General features: G+C 67.6%; 20 protein-coding genes. 8 read left to right on the top strand and 12 right to left on the bottom strand.

Features of this window, described 5'->3' with window-relative positions:
* Positions 1 to 46: 46 nt before the first annotated feature.
* Positions 47 to 343 (bottom strand): FtsB family cell division protein, encoded by a 297-nt coding sequence (locus KTJ87_RS11260; protein WP_267139214.1) that lies wholly within the window; start codon positions 341 to 343, stop codon positions 47 to 49.
* A gap of 145 nt (positions 344 to 488) precedes the next feature.
* On the opposite strand from KTJ87_RS11260, the gene KTJ87_RS11265 reads away from it, so the two are divergent.
* The gene (locus tag KTJ87_RS11265) at positions 489 to 2,117 is read left to right on the top strand and encodes an acyl-CoA dehydrogenase family protein (protein ID WP_267139215.1); all 1,629 of its coding nucleotides are present in this window, start codon (positions 489 to 491) and stop codon (positions 2,115 to 2,117) included.
* A 163-nt stretch (positions 2,118 to 2,280) separates the two neighbouring features.
* Here KTJ87_RS11265 and KTJ87_RS11270 read toward each other — a convergent pair whose 3' ends face one another.
* The 3 genes from KTJ87_RS11270 to KTJ87_RS11280 all read right to left on the bottom strand — a co-directional run bounded on the left by KTJ87_RS11270 (position 2,281) and on the right by KTJ87_RS11280 (position 6,133).
* Positions 2,281 to 3,210 (bottom strand): class I fructose-bisphosphate aldolase, encoded by a 930-nt coding sequence (locus tag KTJ87_RS11270; RefSeq protein WP_267139216.1) that lies wholly within the window; start codon positions 3,208 to 3,210, stop codon positions 2,281 to 2,283.
* Between the two features lie 93 nt (positions 3,211 to 3,303).
* Complete coding sequence (locus KTJ87_RS11275) at positions 3,304 to 4,881, bottom strand: hypothetical protein (RefSeq protein WP_267139217.1); 1,578 nt, start codon at positions 4,879 to 4,881, stop codon at positions 3,304 to 3,306.
* A 61-nt stretch (positions 4,882 to 4,942) separates the two neighbouring features.
* Positions 4,943 to 6,133 (bottom strand): phosphoglycerate kinase, encoded by a 1,191-nt coding sequence (locus tag KTJ87_RS11280; protein WP_267139218.1) that lies wholly within the window; start codon positions 6,131 to 6,133, stop codon positions 4,943 to 4,945.
* Between the two features lie 136 nt (positions 6,134 to 6,269).
* Between KTJ87_RS11280 and KTJ87_RS11285 the strand changes: the two genes are divergently transcribed.
* From KTJ87_RS11285 to KTJ87_RS11300, 4 genes are all read left to right on the top strand, one after another.
* The gene (locus tag KTJ87_RS11285; RefSeq protein WP_267139219.1) at positions 6,270 to 6,776 is read left to right on the top strand and encodes a peptidylprolyl isomerase; all 507 of its coding nucleotides are present in this window, start codon (positions 6,270 to 6,272) and stop codon (positions 6,774 to 6,776) included.
* Positions 6,769 to 7,314 carry a peptidylprolyl isomerase gene (locus tag KTJ87_RS11290; RefSeq protein ID WP_267139220.1) on the top strand — a complete coding sequence of 182 codons (546 nt, stop codon included), beginning with the start codon at positions 6,769 to 6,771 and terminating at the stop codon, positions 7,312 to 7,314. Before KTJ87_RS11285 ends, KTJ87_RS11290 begins: the two co-directional genes overlap by 8 nt.
* Positions 7,315 to 7,411: 97 nt before the next feature.
* Positions 7,412 to 8,380 carry a DUF3179 domain-containing protein gene (locus KTJ87_RS11295; protein WP_267139221.1) on the top strand — a complete coding sequence of 323 codons (969 nt, stop codon included), beginning with the start codon at positions 7,412 to 7,414 and terminating at the stop codon, positions 8,378 to 8,380.
* Between the two features lie 196 nt (positions 8,381 to 8,576).
* Positions 8,577 to 9,158, top strand: a complete 582-nt coding sequence (locus tag KTJ87_RS11300) for a YdeI/OmpD-associated family protein (protein WP_267139222.1) — start codon at positions 8,577 to 8,579, stop codon at positions 9,156 to 9,158.
* A gap of 6 nt (positions 9,159 to 9,164) precedes the next feature.
* Here the strand turns inward: KTJ87_RS11300 and tyrS are convergent, their stop codons facing one another.
* Positions 9,165 to 10,418, bottom strand: coding sequence for a tyrosine--tRNA ligase (tyrS, locus tag KTJ87_RS11305; RefSeq protein ID WP_267139223.1), 1,254 nt, complete (start codon positions 10,416 to 10,418; stop codon positions 9,165 to 9,167).
* A gap of 64 nt (positions 10,419 to 10,482) precedes the next feature.
* Here tyrS and KTJ87_RS11310 point away from each other — a divergent pair, with 64 nt between their 5' ends.
* Positions 10,483 to 11,580: an anhydro-N-acetylmuramic acid kinase gene (locus tag KTJ87_RS11310; RefSeq protein ID WP_267139224.1), complete on the top strand. Its 1,098-nt coding sequence runs from the start codon at positions 10,483 to 10,485 to the stop codon at positions 11,578 to 11,580.
* On the opposite strand, the gene KTJ87_RS11315 is transcribed toward KTJ87_RS11310, so the two are convergent.
* Together KTJ87_RS11315 and KTJ87_RS11320 are read right to left on the bottom strand one after the other, a co-directional pair.
* On the bottom strand, positions 11,577 to 12,002 hold the full coding sequence (locus tag KTJ87_RS11315) for a cupin domain-containing protein (RefSeq protein WP_267139225.1): 426 nt from the start codon (positions 12,000 to 12,002) through the stop codon (positions 11,577 to 11,579). The genes KTJ87_RS11310 and KTJ87_RS11315 overlap by 4 nt on opposite strands.
* On the bottom strand, positions 11,999 to 12,691 hold the full coding sequence (locus tag KTJ87_RS11320) for a haloacid dehalogenase type II (RefSeq protein WP_267139226.1): 693 nt from the start codon (positions 12,689 to 12,691) through the stop codon (positions 11,999 to 12,001). The genes KTJ87_RS11315 and KTJ87_RS11320 overlap by 4 nt, the downstream gene beginning before the upstream one ends.
* 109 nt (positions 12,692 to 12,800) lie before the next feature.
* On the opposite strand from KTJ87_RS11320, the gene KTJ87_RS11325 reads away from it, so the two are divergent.
* Positions 12,801 to 13,295 carry a PRC-barrel domain-containing protein gene (locus tag KTJ87_RS11325; protein ID WP_267139227.1) on the top strand — a complete coding sequence of 165 codons (495 nt, stop codon included), beginning with the start codon at positions 12,801 to 12,803 and terminating at the stop codon, positions 13,293 to 13,295.
* Between the two features lie 86 nt (positions 13,296 to 13,381).
* Here the strand turns inward: KTJ87_RS11325 and eno are convergent, their stop codons facing one another.
* The 4 genes from eno to KTJ87_RS11345 all read right to left on the bottom strand — a co-directional run bounded on the left by eno (position 13,382) and on the right by KTJ87_RS11345 (position 16,088).
* Complete coding sequence (gene eno, locus KTJ87_RS11330) at positions 13,382 to 14,656, bottom strand: phosphopyruvate hydratase (protein ID WP_267139228.1); 1,275 nt, start codon at positions 14,654 to 14,656, stop codon at positions 13,382 to 13,384.
* 38 nt (positions 14,657 to 14,694) lie between these two features.
* Positions 14,695 to 15,615, bottom strand: coding sequence for a DMT family transporter (locus KTJ87_RS11335; RefSeq protein ID WP_267139229.1), 921 nt, complete (start codon positions 15,613 to 15,615; stop codon positions 14,695 to 14,697).
* The gene (locus KTJ87_RS11340) at positions 15,612 to 15,794 is read right to left on the bottom strand and encodes a hypothetical protein (RefSeq protein WP_267139230.1); all 183 of its coding nucleotides are present in this window, start codon (positions 15,792 to 15,794) and stop codon (positions 15,612 to 15,614) included. The genes KTJ87_RS11335 and KTJ87_RS11340 overlap by 4 nt, the downstream gene beginning before the upstream one ends.
* Positions 15,795 to 15,887: 93 nt before the next feature.
* A complete protein-coding gene (locus KTJ87_RS11345; RefSeq protein WP_267139231.1) occupies positions 15,888 to 16,088 on the bottom strand; it encodes a hypothetical protein in 201 nt (66 codons plus the stop codon).
* 144 nt (positions 16,089 to 16,232) lie between these two features.
* On the opposite strand from KTJ87_RS11345, the gene KTJ87_RS11350 reads away from it, so the two are divergent.
* Positions 16,233 to 17,150: a DMT family transporter gene (locus tag KTJ87_RS11350; protein ID WP_267139232.1), complete on the top strand. Its 918-nt coding sequence runs from the start codon at positions 16,233 to 16,235 to the stop codon at positions 17,148 to 17,150.
* Here the strand turns inward: KTJ87_RS11350 and KTJ87_RS11355 are convergent.
* A complete protein-coding gene (locus KTJ87_RS11355) occupies positions 17,098 to 18,228 on the bottom strand; it encodes a histidine kinase dimerization/phosphoacceptor domain -containing protein (protein WP_267139233.1) in 1,131 nt (376 codons plus the stop codon). The genes KTJ87_RS11350 and KTJ87_RS11355 overlap by 53 nt on opposite strands.
* Positions 18,229 to 18,253: the final 25 nt, after the last annotated feature.

The raw sequence follows: 18,253 nt of genomic DNA on the forward strand, positions 1-18,253 counted from the left end.
CCGGGCGGGACCCGGCCATGCAGTCTGCGAAACCCTTGACGTCAGGTCAGCGGATGACGATTTCGCCCGGGCGCAGCAGTCCCAGCACGTCGCGCGCCTGCTCGTCCAGAAGGTCGAGGTCGAGATAACTGTCGGACAGTCGGCGCGTGCGGTTGCGCATCACGGCGACCTCGGCCTCGAGCGCGGTCTTCTCGGCGCGTAGCGCCTCGGCCTCGGCCTCGATCTGGATGCGGCGGAACAGGCCCTGTTCCCCCTGCACGCTGGCAAAGGTGAAATACGCGCCCAGCCCGAAGGCGATGGCGAAATAGATCAGGGCCCCGTAAGCGGGCTTGGATCGGGTCATGGAACGCTCGTGCCTCGTCGTGCCGTCTCGTTCACCGGACGGACTATGCACAGCATGCCATATCGGCGGGATCATGTGAACGGATGATTCACCGCTGGAAGCGCACCGCCCTGCGGCGTTACCGTCGCGCACAAAGGAGTCGCCCATGCGCCCCTCGCGTCCCACATCCGCCCTGTCCACGCACGAGGTCACGAACCAGCCCGGGCCGCGCCCCGTCGATCTGTGGAACGACGACGCTGCCCTGCGCGGCGCCGTCGCCGCGAACCACGGCCAGATCAAGCCGCTGTCCGACCTTGCCGCCCGCCTGTCGGACCGCGCGATGATCGAGGCCGGGCGCGAGGCGAACCGCCATCCGCCCGAATTGCGCGCGTTCGACCGTGCGGGCCGCCGCCTCGACGAGGTCGCGTTCAGCCCAAGCTATCACCGCCTGATGGAGACCGGCATCGGCGCTGGGTATTCGGCCATCGCCTGGGAAGGCAAGGCCGCCGGGGGCCATGTCACCCATGCCGCGATGGTCTACCTGATGAGCCAGGTCGAACCCGGCGTCTGCTGCCCGATGACGATGACCTATGCCGCCGTGCCCGCGCTGGCGGCGAACCCTGCTGTCGCAAAGGTATGGCGGCCGAAACTGGTGTCGCGCCGCTACGATCCCGCCGTCGCCCATGTCGCCGACAAGACGGGCGCGACGCTCGGCATGGCGATGACCGAGAAACAGGGCGGCTCGGACGTGCGCGCCAACACCACGACTGCGCAGCGCGACGGAGACCTCTACATCCTGAACGGCCACAAGTGGTTCTGCTCGGCGCCGATGTCGGACGGGTTCCTGACGCTGGCGCAGGCGGACGAGGGGCTGACCTGTTTTCTGGTGCCGCGCTGGCTCGACGGGCGGCGCAACGGGATCCACCTGATGCGGCTCAAGGACAAGCTTGGCAACCGCGCCAATGCCTCGGCCGAGATCGAGTATCACGATGCGGTCGCCTGGCGGCTGGGCAACGAGGGCGCGGGCGTGCGCACGATCATCGAGATGGTCCACCACACCCGGCTTGACACCGCGATGGCCCCCGCAGGCCTGATGCGCGCCGCGCTGGCCGAAGCGGTGTGGTGGGCGGAAGGGCGCAGCGCCTTCCAGAAGCGCCTGATCGACCAGCCGCTGATGCGCGCCGTCCTGTCAGAGCTTGCCCTTGACGCCGAGGGGGCGCTGGCGCTGGGCCTGCGCGTGGCGCGTGCCTTTGACAGCACGGCGTCCGAGGCCCGCGCCTTCGCCCGCATCGCCGTCGCGCTGGCCAAGTTCCTGTCCAACAAGCGCGCACCGAATGCCATCTACGAGGCGATGGAGGCACTGGGCGGCATGGGCTATGTCGAGGATACCCCCCTGCCGATGCTCTACCGCGAGGCGCCGCTCAATTCGATCTGGGAGGGCTCGGGCAATGTCATCTGCCTCGACATTCTGCGCACGCTGGAGCGTGACCCCGCCGCGGCTGCCGCGCTCGATGCCGTCCTCGACGCCGCGCGCGGTGTGCACCCGGCCTATGACTCGGCGCTCAGCGACAGCCGCACCCGCTGGCCCGGACTGCCCCCCGAGGCCGAGGCCCGCGCCTTCGCCGAACGCATCGCGACGCTGCTGACCGCCGCCACCCTGGCCGAAACCGCCCCGCATGACATCGCCGAGGCCTATGCCGCCTGCCGCCTAGATCCACAGCGCGGCCAGATCACCGGAACCGCCACCGGCTACGACCCCGCCGCCATCCTGCGCCGGGTGTCCCTGGCAAGCTGAGGGAGAGGGGCGCTGCCCCTCTTGGCCTTCGGCCAATTCACCCCGGAGTATTTGCCGACCAAAGATGGCATCAAGCACTCTATTACCATCTTTGGTCCACAAATACCTCCGGGGGGTCTGGGGGGCAGAGCCCCCCAGCCGGGTCGCCGTCAGGCGAAACCCCTCAGGCCTTGCCCTTGTAGATGTCGACCAGCTTGCCCAGCATGTCGAGCGCCTCGGCGCGCGGGCGCTGGAACGAGTTGCGCCCGATGATCGAGCCGTTGCCGCCGCCGTCGCGGATCGCGCGCGCGTCGTCATAGACCGCGTCCGCACCCTTTTTCGATCCGCCCGAGAACACGATGATCCGCCGGCCGTTGAAAGACGAGCGCACGCAATCGGCCACTCGCGCGGCCTGGGTCGAGATGTCGATCTTCTCGGCCTCGTAGACCTTTTTCGCCTCGGGCAACATCAGGTGGTCGGTCGACAGCTTCACCTTGATGACATGCGCGCCCAGCAGCGCCGCGATATGGGCGGCGTAGGCTGCGATGTCGATGGCGGTCTCGCCGTCCTTGGTGACCGCCTCGCCGCGCGGATAGGACCAGATCACCGTGGCGATGCCGCAGGCCGCTGCCTCGCGGCGCATCTCGACGATCTCTTCGAACATGTCGAGAGCCATGTCCGAACCGGGGTAGATCGTGAAGCCGATGGCGGCGCACCCGAGCCGCAGCGCATCGTCCACCGAGGCCGTCACCGCCTGGTTCTTGCCTGCCGTGTCCGACATCAGCGAGTTGGCCGAGTTCACCTTGAGGATCGTCGGGATCTGCCCCGCGAAGGTATCGGCGCCCGCCTCGAGCGGTCCCAGCGGCGCGGCATAGGCGTTCAGGCCCGCGTCGATGGCAAGCTGGTAGTGGTAATGCGGATCATAGCCGTCCGGGTTCGGCGCGAAACTGCGCGCCGGGCCATGCTCGAACCCCTGGTCGACGGGAAGGATGATCATCTTGCCGGTGCCGCCCAGCTTGCCCGCCATCAGCATCTGGCACAGCTTGCCCTTCACGCCGGGCGTCTCGCTCTCGTAGTTCGACAGGATCTTCTGGACGGTGCGGGTGGCCTTCATCGCTGGGTGCTCCTTCGCGGATGTACGGGTGTCACGCCGGGTCTAGCCCCGCCCGAAGGCGGGGCCAACCCCGTTCGCGCTAACGCCGCCTGGCTATCGCGACCCCAGCCGCGCGGGCATGTCTGCGTTCAGCCAGGCCTCGGTCGCGGCGCGGCTGGCTGCCGCTTCGGCCGCGTCCCAGGCGGTGCGGGCCTTGCCGTCCTCCCAGGCCATGCGCGCGTCGATCTCGGACAGGATCGAGGCAGCTTCGGCGTCGCCCGCGGCGGCGCCGATGGTCGCCCACATCAACGCGCCCGCGTAGTTGCGCGTCGCGCCGTTCCCCGAGAACTGCTGCGCCGCGCGGTCGCGCACGACATAGGACAGGCCAAGATCCTCGGCGGTGGGCTGGTCCAGCCCGCCCGCCTCGGCCTGCAGGTCCAGCGCGGCGGCCAGGCCGATCTCGCGCTCGAGCCGGTCGAGGAGCGCCGTGGCGCCCGCCTGTTCCGCAGCGCCCGCGATCAGCGCAAGCCGGTAGGCGGCCTGCGGATCGCGCGTGGCAAGCCCTTCGGCCGCGACCAGCGCCGCTTCGCCGTCACCGTCCTCTGCCAGCGGCGCCAGCAGCGCCACGCCAAGGCCGATGTCGCGCGGCGCGCCGGTTCCCGTGACCAGCGCAAGCCCTGCGCGGCGGCGATCCTCGGGCGACATGTCGGCCTCGTTCAGCGCTGCCGTCAGTAGCGCGGTCGGCAAGACATCCGCATGCGCTGCCGGAGCGACGCCGAGAACTGGCCGGAGCGTGTCGAACGCGGCCAGCGGCGAGGCTTCCAGCGCCTCGAAGTCGATATAGGTGTCGCCGTCGATCGACGTCTCGAGGACCAGCCGCTCGGGATTGCTCAGGAACGCGGGCCAGGCCTCTTTGACGGACGCAAGGAACGTCGCCTGCGCCTCGGACAGATCGCCCGCTGCGCCGTTCGAATCGATCATCATGCCGCCAAGCATCCCCTCGATCATCAGCGGCGCCGATCCCGGATCGGACAGCGGCGGCGGCAACAGGCCCTTCAGCGTCTCCCATCCTCCAAGGTTCTCGACGCTGAGGGTGGCTCGGTCGAGGAACACGACCGGCGCAGGTTCGTCCGGGTTGTCGCGCGCGTCGGCCCAGACATAGGTGGTGTTCACCGACAACTCGGCCGAGGCGACGTCCTGCACGGTGGCATACAGCACCATGTCCGCCGCCGAGGACGGAATGTCATAGTCGATGTCGAGCGCGAGGCGCGGCAGCACCAGCCGTTCCAGCCCCAGCATCCCGAACCCTTCGCGTGCCTCTTCGGGCAGGCAGGCGGGCGGCATCGAGGCGCCCGCGGTCTGCACCTTGATCCGCAGCCGGTCGACCTCGTCCAGCGCGGCGGTGCGGATGGTCAGCCGGTCGATCTCGACCAGGCAGTCGCCGCCATCGTCCCAGTCGGGCAGGGGCCAGACCTGCACGTCGGTCAGCACAAGGCGTCCGGCGGCGAAATCGACGCTCATGTCGCCGTATTTCACATCCATCTGGGTGCGCAGCGTCATGATGCCGGACTGCATGATGGTGCGGATGATCCGGTCGGGTGTGATCAGATCCAGAAGGCCGGGGCGGTCCTGCGCGATGGCGCTGGCAGGAAGCATTGCCGCGCAGGCGGCGAGAATCGGGCGGCGGAACATGACATGTCCTTTCGGTGCGGCGGGCAACTGCACCGATTAGGACTGTGTCGTCGTCTTCAAATCAAGCGCCGAGTGCGGCGACCCCGGGCAATGTCTTGCCTTCCATCCATTCGAGGAACGCGCCGCCGGCCGTGGAAATGTAGGTGAACCGGTCCGCAGCGTCCGCGCGGTTCAGCGCCGACACGGTGTCGCCCCCGCCCGCGACGGACACCAGCGCGCCCGCTTCGGTCAGTTCGGCCGCCTTGGCGGCGGCGGCATTGGTGGCGGCATCGAAGGGCGCGATCTCGAACGCGCCAAGCGGTCCGTTCCAGATCAGCGTCTTGCTGGCCTCGAACACCTCGGCGATGCGCGCCACGCTGCCCGGTCCGGCGTCGAGGATCATGTGGTCCGCAGGGCAGGCATCCGCCGCCACGGTGACATGCGGCGCCTGCGCCTTGAACGCGGTGGCGGCGACCACGTCCACGGGCAGCACGATCTCGCATCCCGCCTCGCCCGCGCGGGCGAGGATATCAAGCGCGGTGTCGGTCATCTCGCGTTCCGCCAGCGAGGTGCCGATCTCGTGGCCCTGCGCCAGAAGAAACGTGTTCGCCATCCCGCCGCCGATGACCAGATAGTCGACCTTGCGCACGAGGTTCGACAACAGGTCGATCTTGGTCGATACCTTCGCGCCGCCGACGACGGCCGCCACCGGGCGGTCGGGCGTGCCAAGCGCCGCCTCCAGCGCCTTGAGCTCCGCCTCCATCAGGCGGCCCGCGCAGGACGGCAGCAGTTTCGCCAGCGCCTCGGTCGAGGCATGGGCGCGGTGCGCCGCCGAGAACGCATCGTTGCAATAGATCTCGCCAAGCGCGGCGAGCGACGCGGCGAACATCGCGTCGTTCTTTTCCTCGCCCGGATCGAAGCGCGTGTTCTCCAGCAGCAGGACTTCGCCCTCCTGCAACTCGGACACGGCGGTCTTGGCTTCGCCGCCGATGGTGGCGCCCGCGAACTTAACCGGCACGCCCAAGGCCTCGGTCAGGGCCGGAACCAGCGGTCTCAGCGACATCTCGGGCACTTCCTGCCCCTTGGGGCGGCCAAAATGCGCCAGAAGCACCGGCTTGCCGCCTTTGGCCAGGATGTCCGTCACGGTCGGCACGATCTTTTCGATCCGCGTCGCGTCGGTGACCACTCCGTTCTCGACCGGCACGTTGATGTCCACGCGGACGAGCACGAGACGACCCTTGAGGTCCATGTCGTCGAGGGTCTTCCAGGCCATTGCGGCTCTCCTTTGGGCGGGTCTTCGGCACTTTGCACCCGAAACGGGATGCAAGGTCAACCGCAGAGCCGCTGACCCGTTCCCTTTCCCCGGTCCCGCGTCTAGGGTGCCGCGCAACGCGACCAAGGAGAGATACATGGCCGAGATCAAGGACCCCGAGAACACCATCCTGCTGGAACTGAAGGACGGAACCGTCACCATCGAACTCTTGCCCGACGTGGCGCCGAAGCATGTCGAGCGGATGAAGGAGCTGGTGCGCGAAGGCAAATACGACGGCGTCGTGTTCCACCGCGTGATCGACGGCTTCATGGCCCAGACCGGCGATGTCGAGCACGGCAACGCCACCGGCGACTTCAACCTGCGCCGCGCGGGCACCGGCGGGTCGGACAAGCCCGATGTTCCGGCAGAATTCTCCAAGCTGCCGCATGACCGGGGCACCATCGGGGCGGCGCGCTCGTCCAACCCCAACAGCGCCAACTCGCAGTTCTTCATCAACTTCAGCGACAACCATTTCCTGAACGGTCAATACACGGTCTATGGCCGCGTGATCTCGGGGATGGAGCATGTCGATGCGATCACGCGGGGCGAGCCGCCCGCGAAGCCCGACCAGATGATCAGCATGAAGGTGGCCGCAGATGCGTAGGCTTGCGGTCCTTCTGGCTTTTGTCTCCAGCCCCGCGCTGGCGAGCGGCATCGAGATCGAGGTGGCGGGCGAGGCAACGGGTACGATCACGATCGACCTGTTCGAGGACGTGGCACCTCGGCACGCCGAACGCATCACCACGCTGGCAGAACAGGGCGCCTATGACGGCGTCTATTTCCACCGCGTGATCGAGGGCTTCATGGCCCAGACCGGCGATGTGGAACACGGACGCGAGGGCAGCGACCTGCGCCGCGCCGGGTCGGGCAGTTCCGATTTGCCGGACCTTCCGGCCGAGTTCTCGGACCTGCCGTTCGATCGCGGTGTCGTCGGCATGGCGCGCGCGGCGTCGCCCGACAGCGCCAACTCGCAGTTCTTCATCATGTTCGAGCCGGGATATTTCCTGAACGGCGACTATACCGTCGTCGGGCAGGTGACAGGCGGCCTTGAGGTGCTGGACGAGATCAAGCTCGGCGAGCCCCCGAACGGCGCGGTCATCGGCGAGCCGGACCGGATGCAGACGGTCACCGTCATAGAGTGACCCTACGGAAAGGTGGCTGCGCGCCAGACCCTTGCGGCTGGCGCGCGGCCCCCGTCGCTGGCAGACTTCGCGGCATGTGATGCCAGGGGAGATGCCCATGAGACGCCTTGCCGCCACGCTTGCCACAGCTGTCGTGCTCCTGTCCGGTCCCGCCGCCGCGAACCCCGAGATCTGGCGGAACGAATGGCCGGACACCGATTTCTCCACCACGGCCATCGACGACTGGCGCGAAATCCTGTCTGGCGGCCCGCCCAAGGACGGCATCCCGGCGATCGACGATCCCTCCTTCATCGCCGTGTCCGAGGAATCCCGCATCGCCGAGCGTGAGCCGGTGATGACGGTCGAGATCGACGGGCAGACGCCGCGCGCCTACCCGATCCGCTATCTCACCTGGCATGAGATCGTGAACGACACGGTCGGCGGCGTGCCCGTGGCCGTCACTTTCTGCCCCTTGTGCAACACCGGCATGGTGTTCGACCGCCGCGCGGCTGGCCGGGTGCTGGATTTCGGTGTCTCGGGCAAGCTGCGCAATTCGGACATGATTATGTACGACCGGCAGACCGAAAGCTGGTGGCAGCAAGCGGTCGGCGAGGGCATCGTCGGCGAGTTGACCGGCACCGAGCTGACGCAACTGCCCGCCTGGATGGAAAGCTGGGAGGCGTTCCGCACGCGCAACCCGAACGGTCTGGTGATGGACCAGCCGGCGTTTCCGCGCAGCTACGGCGCGAACCCCTATGTCGGTTATGACGGATCTTCGCGGCCGTTCCTCTATAGCGGCGAGACCCCGCCGCACGGGATCGAGCCGCTCGCCCGCGTGGTGCGCGTGGGCGCCCGTGCCTGGCCGCTGACACGGCTGTCCGAAGCGGGCGCGATCACCGAGGCGGGCGTGACGATCACCTGGGAGGCGGGGCAAGCCTCGGCCCTCGACACCCGCGAGATCGCCGCCGGGCGCGAGGTCGGCAACATCCGGGTCAAGGATGCTTCGGGGCGCGACGTGGCGCATGACATCATGTTCGCCTTCGCCTTTCATGCCTTCCACCCGGACGGGACCTGGATGCTGCGGTAGGGCGGGCACGCCTGCGCCGAGGATTTGCACTGTTTTCGGCGTTCATGCTGATGTATTGCGCCGCCTTCGGCGTCCACGCGGAGGTTTTGCGCCGCCTTCGGCGTCGCGGGGGGAAGGGGGGCTTTGCCCCCCTCTTGGCCTTCGGCCAATTCACCCCCCAGAGGTATTTTGAGACCAAAGATGGGAGGGTCGCATTTTGCAAGATGCACGCATCGAAGCCTGGTTCGATGAGGATGGCCCCTGGCGGGACGAGCTGCGCCGGTTGCGCGGGGTTCTGCTGTCCTGCCCGCTGGTAGAGGTCTGGAAGTGGCGCCAGCCCTGTTATGTCGCCCATGGCGGCAACATCTGCATCCTGCACGGGTTCAACGACGCAGTGGGCCTTGGCTTTTTCAAGGGCGTGCTGCTGAGCGATCCGCACGGTGTTCTGACGCCTGCGGGACCCAACTCGCGATCAGCGCGCGTGTTTCGGGTGACCTCGCTGGCCGAGATCGACCAGGCGGAGGACGCGCTGCGCGCCCTCGTTGCGCAAGCGGTCGCCTTGGAGGCGCAGGGCGCGCGGGTCGATCTGCCGAAAGACGACATCGCGCTTCCCCGCGAACTGGTCGAGGCGTTCGACACGGACGTCGCACTGGCGGGCGCGTTCGCGGCGCTGACACCGGGGCGGCAGCGGGGCTACGCGATCCACATCTCGGGCGGCAAGCAGCCCGAGACCCGGAGGGCGCGGATCTACAGGCACCGGGCGCGCATCCTGCAAGGCAAGGGCATGCACGACCGCTGAGGCGGCTCAGCCCGCCAGCGTCACCAGCGCGTGGCGTTTCTTGCCCGCCGACAGCTTGACCGGGTCGGACAGGTCGGCGGCGCCAAGGACCAGCCCCGCATCCGTAAGCGGCGCATCGTTCATCCGCGCCCCGTTGTCGGCGATGAGGCGCTTGGCCTCCTTGCCGGTGCTCGCCAGACCGGCGCGCACGATCAACTGCACGATGGATATGCCCGCGCCGATCTCTGCCGCTGTCAGCGCCAGGGTCGGAAGGTCGTCGCCGACGCCGCCCTTCTCGAACACCTCGCGCGCGGTCGCCTCGGCGGCGGTGGCCGCTTCTGCGCCGTGGCACAGGGTCGTGACGGCATTCGCGAGCACGATCTTGGCATCGTTGATCTCGGCGCCGCCGAGCGCGCCGAGGCGGTTGCATTCATCGACCGGCATCTCGGTGTAGAGCTTGAGGAACCGGCCCACGTCGGCGTCGGTGGTGTTGCGCCAGAATTGCCAGAACGCGTAGGGGCTCAGCATGTCGCCGTTGAGCCAGATCGCGCCGCCCTGCGACTTGCCCATCTTGCGCCCGTCGGACGTGGTCAGCAGCGGTGTCGTCAGCCCGTGGATGTCGTGGTCGAGCACCCGGCGCGTCAGGTCGATGCCGTTGACGATGTTACCCCACTGGTCCGATCCGCCCATCTGCAACAGGCAGCCGTAGCGTCGGTTCAGTTCGAGGAAATCGTAAGCCTGCAGGATCATGTAGTTGAATTCGAGGAACGACAGCGACTGTTCGCGGTCGAGGCGGGATTTCACGCTCTCGAAGGACAGCATCCGGTTGACCGAGAAATGCCGCCCGATGTCGCGCAGGAAATCGAGGTAGTTTAGTCCGTCCAGCCATTCGGCGTTGTTCAGCATCAGCGCATCGCTGGCGCCGTCGCCGTAGGTGAGGTACTTGGCGAAGACCTGCTTCATCCCGTCGATGTTGGCGTCGATCTGGGCGGGCGTCAGCAGCGGGCGCTCGTCGGCGCGGAACGACGGATCGCCGACCTTGGTGGTGCCGCCGCCCATCAGGGTGATCGGCTTGTGCCCGGTCTTTTGCAGCCAGCGCAGCAGCATCACGTTCAGAAGGTGCCCGACATGCAGCGAGGCCGCCGTCGCGTCATAGCCGATATAGGCCGGAACCACGCCTGCGATCAGGGCCTCGTCCAGTCCCTGGTAGTCGGTGCAATCGGCGAGAAAGCCGCGCTCGATCACCACGGAGAGGAAGTCTGATTTCGGGTGGTAAGTCATCGGCCTTCGGTCCAATCATGGCTGCGCGTGCGTCTATAGCGCCGGGGTGGACCGAGGGAAAGACATGAAGCGGGACGGGGCGATCTGGGCTCTTGGAACGATGTCGGGCACATCGCTCGACGGGGTGGACGCGGCGATGATCCACACCGACGGGCACGACGTGCTGGCCTTCGGGCCGTCCGACTACCGACCCTATTCGGCATCCGAACGCGCGGTGCTGCGCGCGGCGCTGGGACGCTGGCCGGGAGAGGCGGGGGTGGCCGAGGCGGCCGAGGTGATCGAGATCGCCCATGCCGAGATCCTTGCGCGCTTTCAAGGCGCCGAGATCGTCGGGTTTCACGGCCAGACGCTGGCCCACGATCCCGCTAATCGGCGCACCCATCAGGCGGGCGACGGCAGCCTGATCTCCGAGGCGCTGGGGCTGCCGGTGGTCTGGCAGTTCCGCGACGCTGACGTGCGGCTGGGCGGGCAGGGCGCGCCGCTGGCGCCGTTCTATCATCATGCGCTGGCCCGCCGGATCGGGGCGCAGGCGCCGGTGGCGTTCCTGAACCTCGGCGGCGTCGGCAACCTGACCTGGACCGACCCGCGCATCCCGCGCCCCGAGAAGGCATGTGTCGCCTTCGACACCGGCCCGGCGAACGCGCCGATCGACGATCTGGTCGCATCGCGGCGCGGGCTGGCCTTTGACGAAGGCGGCGCGCTGGCGCGGTCGGGGACCGTGGACGGCGGGATCATCGCGGCGTTCCTGGACGATCCGTATTTCTTGCGGATGCCGCCAAAGTCTCTGGACCGGAACGGGTTTCCGGCGCTGATCGACGCGGTATCCGCGCTGGGGGACGCCGATGCCGCCGCAACGCTGACCGAAGCCGTCGTCGCGTCGGTGCTGGACGGGTTGCGGCATTGCCCCGAACCGCCAAGGCGGCTGCTGGTCACCGGGGGCGGGCGCAAGAACAGCGTCATCATGGAGGGGCTGGCCGCCCGCGCGGGCTGCCGGGTGCAGCCCGTCGAGGCGGCGGGGCTGGACGGCGACATGATCGAGGCACAGGCCTTTGCCTATCTCGCCGTGCGGGTCGCGCGCGGTTTGCCGACAAGCTGTTCGCGCACCACCGGCGTCGCGGCGGCGATCGGCGGCGGCGTCTTTACCCGGCCCGAAACGGTCTAGCCGGGGATCGCGAAGCCTTCGGGCGCAAGCTCGAACCCGGCGAACTCGAATCCCGGCGAGACCGTGCAGCCGACCAGCGTGAAGTCTCCGGTGGTCTCGGCGGCCTGCCACCAGCCGGTCGGCACCACAAGTTGCGGACGCTCTCCCGCAGCCAGCACGGGGCCAAGGCGGTGATGCTGCGCGGGGCCGTCCTCGGACGTGGCCATCGACAGCGTCAGGGCGGCGCCCGCGTAGAAATGCCAGCATTCGGCCGCATCGACGCGGTGCCAATGGCTGCGCTCGCCCGATTTCAGCAGGAAATAGATCGCCGTCCCGCTGGCGCGCGTCCCCTCTGCGGCATCGGCGCGCCATGTCTGGGCATACCAGCCGCCTTCGGGATGGGGCGTCAGCCCGAGGGTCGCGATGATGTCGTCGGCGGTCATGTCAGGCGCTCCGCTAGGTCGTTGAAATCGTCGGCGATGACGTCCCAGTCGCCGTCCGGCCCAAGGTCGGTGGTCTGGCCGGGGCCGTATTCGGTGGGGCGCGGCACAAAGGCGGTGCGCAGGCCAAGTGCGCGGGCGGCGTGCAGATCGTCATTGTGCGCCGCGACCATCATCACCTGTGGCGGGTCCAGCCGCAGCGCGGCGCAAGAGGCCAGGTAGACCGAAGGGCTGGGCTTGTAGCCCTGCGCAAGGTCCGCGCCGAGGATGCAATCCCACGGCAGGCGGGCGTGGCGCGCCAGCCGCGTCATCAGCGCGATGGACCCGTTCGAGCAGGGCGCGACGATGGCCGCACCGCGCATCCGCATCAGGCCGCCGACGACATCCGGCCAGGGATCGAGCTGTTCCCAGGCGCGGTTCAACGTGCCGGGGTCGGCGGGCATGGCGCCAAAGCGGCTGGCGACCCGTTCGAGGTTCTCAAGGTGCAGATCGTCCAGCGGGACATAGCCGCGCGCGCCGTCCCGGATGCGGGCCATCGCGGGCTGATACTCGCCGCGCCAGGCCTCTGCGAAGGCGACGGCATCAACGCCCGGCAGATGCTGCGCCACGACGCGGGCCACCGACCCGCGCCAATCCACACAGGTGCCGAAAACGTCGAAGATCAGGGCCTTGGGCGATACCGCGCGCGTCATGGCGCCACAGTGGGCGGTCCGGGGCAGGACGGCAAGGCGGATCGTCCGGAACCTGCGATGCCTGCGGGTCGTTGGCGACGCATACAATCGCAACAAAGGATTTCCTGAAATGCGTGGAACGAGTTTCCTCTCCATCCTGCTGCTGACCGCAGCGCCCGCCATCGCCCAGACCGAAGCGACCGGCGACAGCTCGGCGTCGGGCGACGCCGCCGAGATGTCCGAGGCGGCCCCGTCCGGCACTGGCTCTGCTGCCATGTCGATGATCGCCGCCGAGTCGATCGAGGACGCCCGCGTCTATTCGCTTGGCGACGCCTACAACGCCGACCTGTGGGAATCGAACGAGCCGTTCGGCCCGATCACCGCCGACTGGGCCGACATCGGAGAGGTCGAGGACCTGATTATCAGCCAGTCGGGGCAGGTGCAGGGCGTGACCGTCGATGTGGGCGGTTTCCTCGGCATCGGAGACAACGAGGTGCTGGTGCCGCTGGACGATCTGCGGCTGGTGCAGAACCCGGACGACGACGAATTCTACGTCGTCACCCGGATGTCACGCACCGCCATCGAGGACGCCGAGGAAGTGCAGGGCGTCATCGGCGCGGACTGACGCGCCTTGGCGCGCCGTGGCGGCAAGGCCGCACCCGCCCGGGGTGCGGCCCGTTCAGGCCCCGGCAGGCCCGCGCAGGCCCACGATCAGCGCAGGATCGAACGGCCCGCGTAGACGGCGGATTCGCCAAGCATCTCTTCGATCCGGATCAGCTGGTTGTATTTCGCCAGCCGGTCCGAGCGCGCCAGCGAGCCGGTCTTGATCTGTCCGCAGTTCGTGGCAACGGCGAGGTCAGCGATGGTCGCGTCCTCGGTCTCGCCCGAGCGGTGGCTCATCACGTTGGTATAGCGCGCGCGGTGCGCCATCTCGACGGCGCGCAGCGTTTCCGACAGCGTGCCGATCTGGTTCACCTTGACCAGCATCGAGTTGGCGACGCCCTTTTCGATGCCCTCGGCCAGACGGCGCGGGTTGGTCACGAACAGATCGTCGCCGACAAGCTGCACCTTGCCGCCAATCTCGTCGGTCAGCATCTTCCAGCCGTCCCAGTCATCTTCGGACATGCCGTCCTCGATGCTGATGATCGGATAGTCAGCGGCCAACTTGGCCAGATAGGCGACGTTTTCCTCGGACGACAGTGAGGCGGATTCGCCTGCCATCTCGTACTTGCCGCCCTTGTAGTATTCGGTCGCGGCGCAATCCATGGCGAGGAAGATGTCCTGCCCCGGCGCATAGCCCGCCTTCTCGATCGAGCGCAGGATGAAATCCAGCGCGTCACGGGTCGATGACAGGTTCGGCGCAAAGCCGCCCTCGTCGCCGATGCCGGTCGAGAGGCCCGCGTCCGACAGCTCCTTCTTGAGCGTGTGGAAGATTTCGGACCCCATGCGCACGGCTTCGCGGATGTTGTCCGCAGCGACCGGCATGATCATGAATTCCTGGATGTCGATGGGGTTGTCGGCATGTTCGCCGCCGTTGATGATGTTCATCATTGGCACCGGCAGGGTGCGCGCCGAGGTGCCGCCGACATAGCGGAACAGCGGCTGCGTGGTAAACTCTGCCGCCGCCTTGGCGCAGGCGAGCGACACGCCAAGGATCGCGTTCGCGCCCAGCCGTCCCTTGTTGTCGGTGCCGTCGAGTTCGATCATCGCGGCGTCGATGGCTTCCTGTTCGGTCGCGTCGCTGCCGACCAGCGCCTCTGCGATCTCACCCATGACGGCCCCGACCGCATCCAGCACGCCTTTGCCCTTGTAGCGCGCCTTGTCGCCGTCGCGGCGTTCCACCGCTTCGTGCGCGCCGGTCGAGGCGCCCGAGGGCACGGCGGCGCGGCCCATGCTGCCGTCTTCAAGGATCACGTCGACCTCGACGGTCGGATTGCCGCGGCTGTCTAGGATCTCGCGGGCGAGGATGTCGATGATGGTGCTCATGGCGCTGAAGGCTCCGGCTGGGATGCGTTGTCGCCGGGTTAGCGCGTTGCCCCTCGCTTCTCAAGGGCGCGGCGTTCCCGCATCAGCGTATAAAGCCCCGAGGCGATGACGATGGCCATCCCGGCCCAGACCAGCGGGTCCGGTCGCTCGCCGAACACGAACAGGGCGATCAGCGTGGCGAACACGATGCGGCTGTAGCGGAATGACGCAATCACCGACATCTCGCCCGCGCGCAGAGACGCGGTGATCGCCCAGTAGGCCAGCATCCCGAACCCCACGCCAAAGCCCAGCCACAGCCATTCGCGCACACTCGGCCAGGACGGCGCGCCGCCGACACCGGCCAGCATCAACGCCAGACCGGCGGGCACGACGGCCATGAAGGCAAAGGTCGCCAGCACCCGGTCGGGGATTTCGCGCGGGACGCGGCGGGTTGCCAGGTCACGCGTCGCCAGTGCCAGCATCGCCACGACCGCCAGCAACAGCGCAGGGTCGAAATCGGACGCCCAGGGTCGAATGATAAGCACGACACCGAACAGGCCGACGATCACCGCGCCCCAGCGGTGCAGGCCGACCTTCTCGCCAAAGACCAGAACCGCCCCCGCCGTCACGATCAGCGGGTTGGCCTGGATGATCGCCGACGCGGGCGCCAGTGCCGCCAGCGCCAGCACGGTGACAAAGGCCATCGTCCCGATCAACTCGGCGCAGTTGCGCAGCATGACGTTCGGATGGCGCCAGACATGGCGCATCATGCGGCGGTCGCTCGGCTTGAGAGAGGCAAGAAAGACGACGCTGCCGCCAAGCCCGATCGACACCAGGATCTGGCCGCTGGGCAGGGTCGCCGACAGCATCTTGATCGCCATGTCCTCAAGCGCGAAGCCTGCCATCGCCAGCACCATCAGGACGATGCCGCGCAGGTTTCCGGCAGGATGCAGGTCGGCAGGCAAAGGGGAGTCTGTCACGCCGACCGCACCGCGACATAGGCCAGCACCGCGACCAGCTTGACCGACATTCCCGCCGACAGGGCCACCAGCAGCCATAACGGAACCACGACAGACCGTCCGTCCGATGTGTGCCGGACCTGACTGCCATCGGGCGGCGCGGCATAGGACCGCCCCTCCTGTTCGGGGTGTTTCATCATCGCGGGGGCCTTCGCCTTGGGGGCTTACCCAAGACTATGGCCGAGGCCCGTCAGGCTGGCAATGCCCGGCACTTCCCTCTGGGCGGCGTCCTGTTAGCCAAGGATGACGTAGCAGACGATCCCGATCATCGACGCGATGGCCGAGGTGAACAGAACGACGCGCGCGACTTCCAGCGTGCGCACCTCATCCTCTTCGGTATGCGGCAATGGCCCGGTGCCGGACTGCGGCAGCTTGCGGAATCCGGTCCCCTCGACCGGATTCGCGTGGACGGAAAGACTGTCCGGGTGCGGCATCTGTGGCTCCTGCAATTGCTTGGTCCGGGGATTGGGCATAACACCCATCCCGAGGCGTCCGTTAACCTTGGCCAAACAAGTTGGGCGGTTTAAGGGCGCCGCAGGACCGAATTCAAGACACCGCAACCAAAGGGAGAGTCCCGGATGGACCGCAAGGACAGGATCGACGCCTTCGGAGCACTCTCTCTGGTGTCGTTCGCGATGCTTCTGGCGTTCAACCAGGTGGTCATCAAGGTCGTGAACGACGGGCTTCAACCGGCGTTCTTCGCGGGGCTGCGGTCGGCGCTGGGCGCGATCTGCCTCTATGGCTGGATGCGGCTGCGGGGCATCCCCCTGTCCGCGCCGAAGGGCACCGTCGTGCCCGGCATCCTGGCCGCCCTGTTCTTCAGCGGCGAGTTCCTGCTGTTGTTCCTCGCGCTTGACCTCACGACCGTGTCGCGCAGCGCGATCCTGTTCTATTCCATGCCCGTCTGGCTGACCATCGGCGCGCATTTCCTGCTGCCGGGCGACGCCCTGACCATGCGCAAGATGCTGGGACTGGCCGCCGCGATGGCCGGGGTCGTCGTGGCGATCGGCATCCGTCCCGACAGCGGCGAGGCAAGCCTTGCGGGCGACATCATGGCGCTGGGTGCGGCGGTTCTCTGGGCGGGCACGGCCCTGTTGGTGCGCGGCACACGGCTGTCGTCGGTGCGTCCCGAAATGCAGCTCTTGTGGCAACTGGTCCTGTCGGCGCCGGTGCTTCTAGTCGCGGCGCTGTTCTTTGGCCCGCTGATCCGCGATCTTGCGCCGATCCACCTGTGGGGGCTGGCGTTCCAGTCGGCGGTGATCGTGTCCGCGGGGTTCCTGTTCTGGTTCTGGCTTCTGACGATCTATCCGGCATCGGGTGTCGCTTCGTTCAGCTTCCTGTCGCCTGTTCTCGCCGTGCTGCTGGGCTGGCTGTTGCTGAACGAGACGATCACGCCCGCGATCCTCGTCGCCCTTGCTCTGGTCGCGGTGGGGATCGTGCTGATCAACCGGCCAGCGCGGCGTCCTCGACAGGACGCAGCACCGGCACAAAGCTGATGTGAAGGCAGGACCCGCAGCCGCCGTCCGGCGGCGCGCCATAGTGAAACTCGCCGCCCAGCTGATCGACGGACGCTGCGATGATCCGCTGGCCAAGCCCCGTGCTTGCCGCAGGATCAGAGGTCATCCCACGTCCGTTGTCATGCATCAAGAGGTCATAGCCGTTGTCCGTTGCCCGGCCTTCGACGGTAATCACCCCGGTCGCCCCCTCGTCGAAAGCATGCTTTGACGAATTGGCGATGAATTCGCCGATTATCATGGCGATCGCCTTGGCCTTGCCCGAGGGCACATCCACCGGGTCGATCGCAGAGTTGAGCGTGATGCCGTCGGGTAGCGTCGCCCGCAGCAGCCCGCACAGCCGCCCGATGAAGCCGCGCAGTTCCAGCGCCTGGTAGCTTTCCGTCGAATACAGTTCGTTGTGCATCAGCGAGATCGTCTTGATCCGCCGCTCTGCCGCCGAAATCGCCTCGCGCGCTTCCTCGCTGTGAACGGTCGCGCGCTGCACCCGCAGGATCGAGGCGACGGTCTGGAGCGAGTTCTTCACCCGGTGGTCGATCTCGCCGCGCAGCGCGGTCTCCTGTTCCAGCGCCTTGCGCAACCCGATCTGCGCCATCACCTGCTTGGCCAGAAAAAGCAGCGTCTCGCGTTGGAACGTGTCCAGTTCCCGCGGCCGGGTGTCGAGCACGCAGACCGAACCGACCGGCATGCCCTCGGATGTCCGCAGCACTGCGCCCGCGTAGAACCGCACGCCGTCCACGGGCGTGACCAGCGAATTGTCCGCCGTGCGCGGGTCTTTCGTGGTGTCCGGGATTTCAAGATAGTCGCCCTGCGCCATGGCGTGATCGCAGATCGCATCCTCTCGCGGGGTTTCCGGGTCGCGGTCGCCAATCCCGCAGGCCGACTTGAACCACTGCCGGTCGCTGTCGACGAAGGTTATCAGGGAAATCGGCGTGCCGCAGACCCGTGACGCGAAATCGGTGATGTCGTCGAACGACTGCTCGGGCGGCGTGTCGAGGATCGACAGGCTGCGCAAGGCGGCAATTCGTTCTGCTTCGCGGGGATGCGGGGGTGCGAGCATCCTGCCCTCCTTTGCGAACGCTCTG

The organism is Anianabacter salinae (assembly GCF_019061145.1).
In the GTDB taxonomy this organism is placed as follows: domain Bacteria; phylum Pseudomonadota; class Alphaproteobacteria; order Rhodobacterales; family Rhodobacteraceae; genus Anianibacter; species Anianibacter salinarum.

What these genes read in the sequence shown, in the direction of transcription:
- KTJ87_RS11355 (WP_267139233.1), bottom strand. Translation starts at nt 18,228, where the DNA reads ATGCTCGCACCCCCGCATCCCCGCGAAGCAGAACGAATTGCCGCCTTG.
- KTJ87_RS11310 (WP_267139224.1), top strand. Translation starts at nt 10,483, where the DNA reads ATGAAGCGGGACGGGGCGATCTGGGCTCTTGGAACGATGTCGGGCACA.
- KTJ87_RS11265 (WP_267139215.1), top strand. Translation starts at nt 489, where the DNA reads ATGCGCCCCTCGCGTCCCACATCCGCCCTGTCCACGCACGAGGTCACG.
- KTJ87_RS11315 (WP_267139225.1), bottom strand. Translation starts at nt 12,002, where the DNA reads ATGACCGCCGACGACATCATCGCGACCCTCGGGCTGACGCCCCATCCC.
- KTJ87_RS11280 (WP_267139218.1), bottom strand. Translation starts at nt 6,133, where the DNA reads ATGGCCTGGAAGACCCTCGACGACATGGACCTCAAGGGTCGTCTCGTG.
- KTJ87_RS11350 (WP_267139232.1), top strand. Translation starts at nt 16,233, where the DNA reads ATGGACCGCAAGGACAGGATCGACGCCTTCGGAGCACTCTCTCTGGTG.
- KTJ87_RS11345 (WP_267139231.1), bottom strand. Translation starts at nt 16,088, where the DNA reads ATGCCGCACCCGGACAGTCTTTCCGTCCACGCGAATCCGGTCGAGGGG.
- tyrS (WP_267139223.1), bottom strand. Translation starts at nt 10,418, where the DNA reads ATGACTTACCACCCGAAATCAGACTTCCTCTCCGTGGTGATCGAGCGC.
- KTJ87_RS11270 (WP_267139216.1), bottom strand. Translation starts at nt 3,210, where the DNA reads ATGAAGGCCACCCGCACCGTCCAGAAGATCCTGTCGAACTACGAGAGC.
- KTJ87_RS11290 (WP_267139220.1), top strand. Translation starts at nt 6,769, where the DNA reads ATGCGTAGGCTTGCGGTCCTTCTGGCTTTTGTCTCCAGCCCCGCGCTG.
- KTJ87_RS11260 (WP_267139214.1), bottom strand. Translation starts at nt 343, where the DNA reads ATGACCCGATCCAAGCCCGCTTACGGGGCCCTGATCTATTTCGCCATC.
- eno (WP_267139228.1), bottom strand. Translation starts at nt 14,656, where the DNA reads ATGAGCACCATCATCGACATCCTCGCCCGCGAGATCCTAGACAGCCGC.
- KTJ87_RS11340 (WP_267139230.1), bottom strand. Translation starts at nt 15,794, where the DNA reads ATGATGAAACACCCCGAACAGGAGGGGCGGTCCTATGCCGCGCCGCCC.
- KTJ87_RS11295 (WP_267139221.1), top strand. Translation starts at nt 7,412, where the DNA reads ATGAGACGCCTTGCCGCCACGCTTGCCACAGCTGTCGTGCTCCTGTCC.
- KTJ87_RS11275 (WP_267139217.1), bottom strand. Translation starts at nt 4,881, where the DNA reads ATGTTCCGCCGCCCGATTCTCGCCGCCTGCGCGGCAATGCTTCCTGCC.
- KTJ87_RS11285 (WP_267139219.1), top strand. Translation starts at nt 6,270, where the DNA reads ATGGCCGAGATCAAGGACCCCGAGAACACCATCCTGCTGGAACTGAAG.
- KTJ87_RS11320 (WP_267139226.1), bottom strand. Translation starts at nt 12,691, where the DNA reads ATGACGCGCGCGGTATCGCCCAAGGCCCTGATCTTCGACGTTTTCGGC.
- KTJ87_RS11325 (WP_267139227.1), top strand. Translation starts at nt 12,801, where the DNA reads ATGCGTGGAACGAGTTTCCTCTCCATCCTGCTGCTGACCGCAGCGCCC.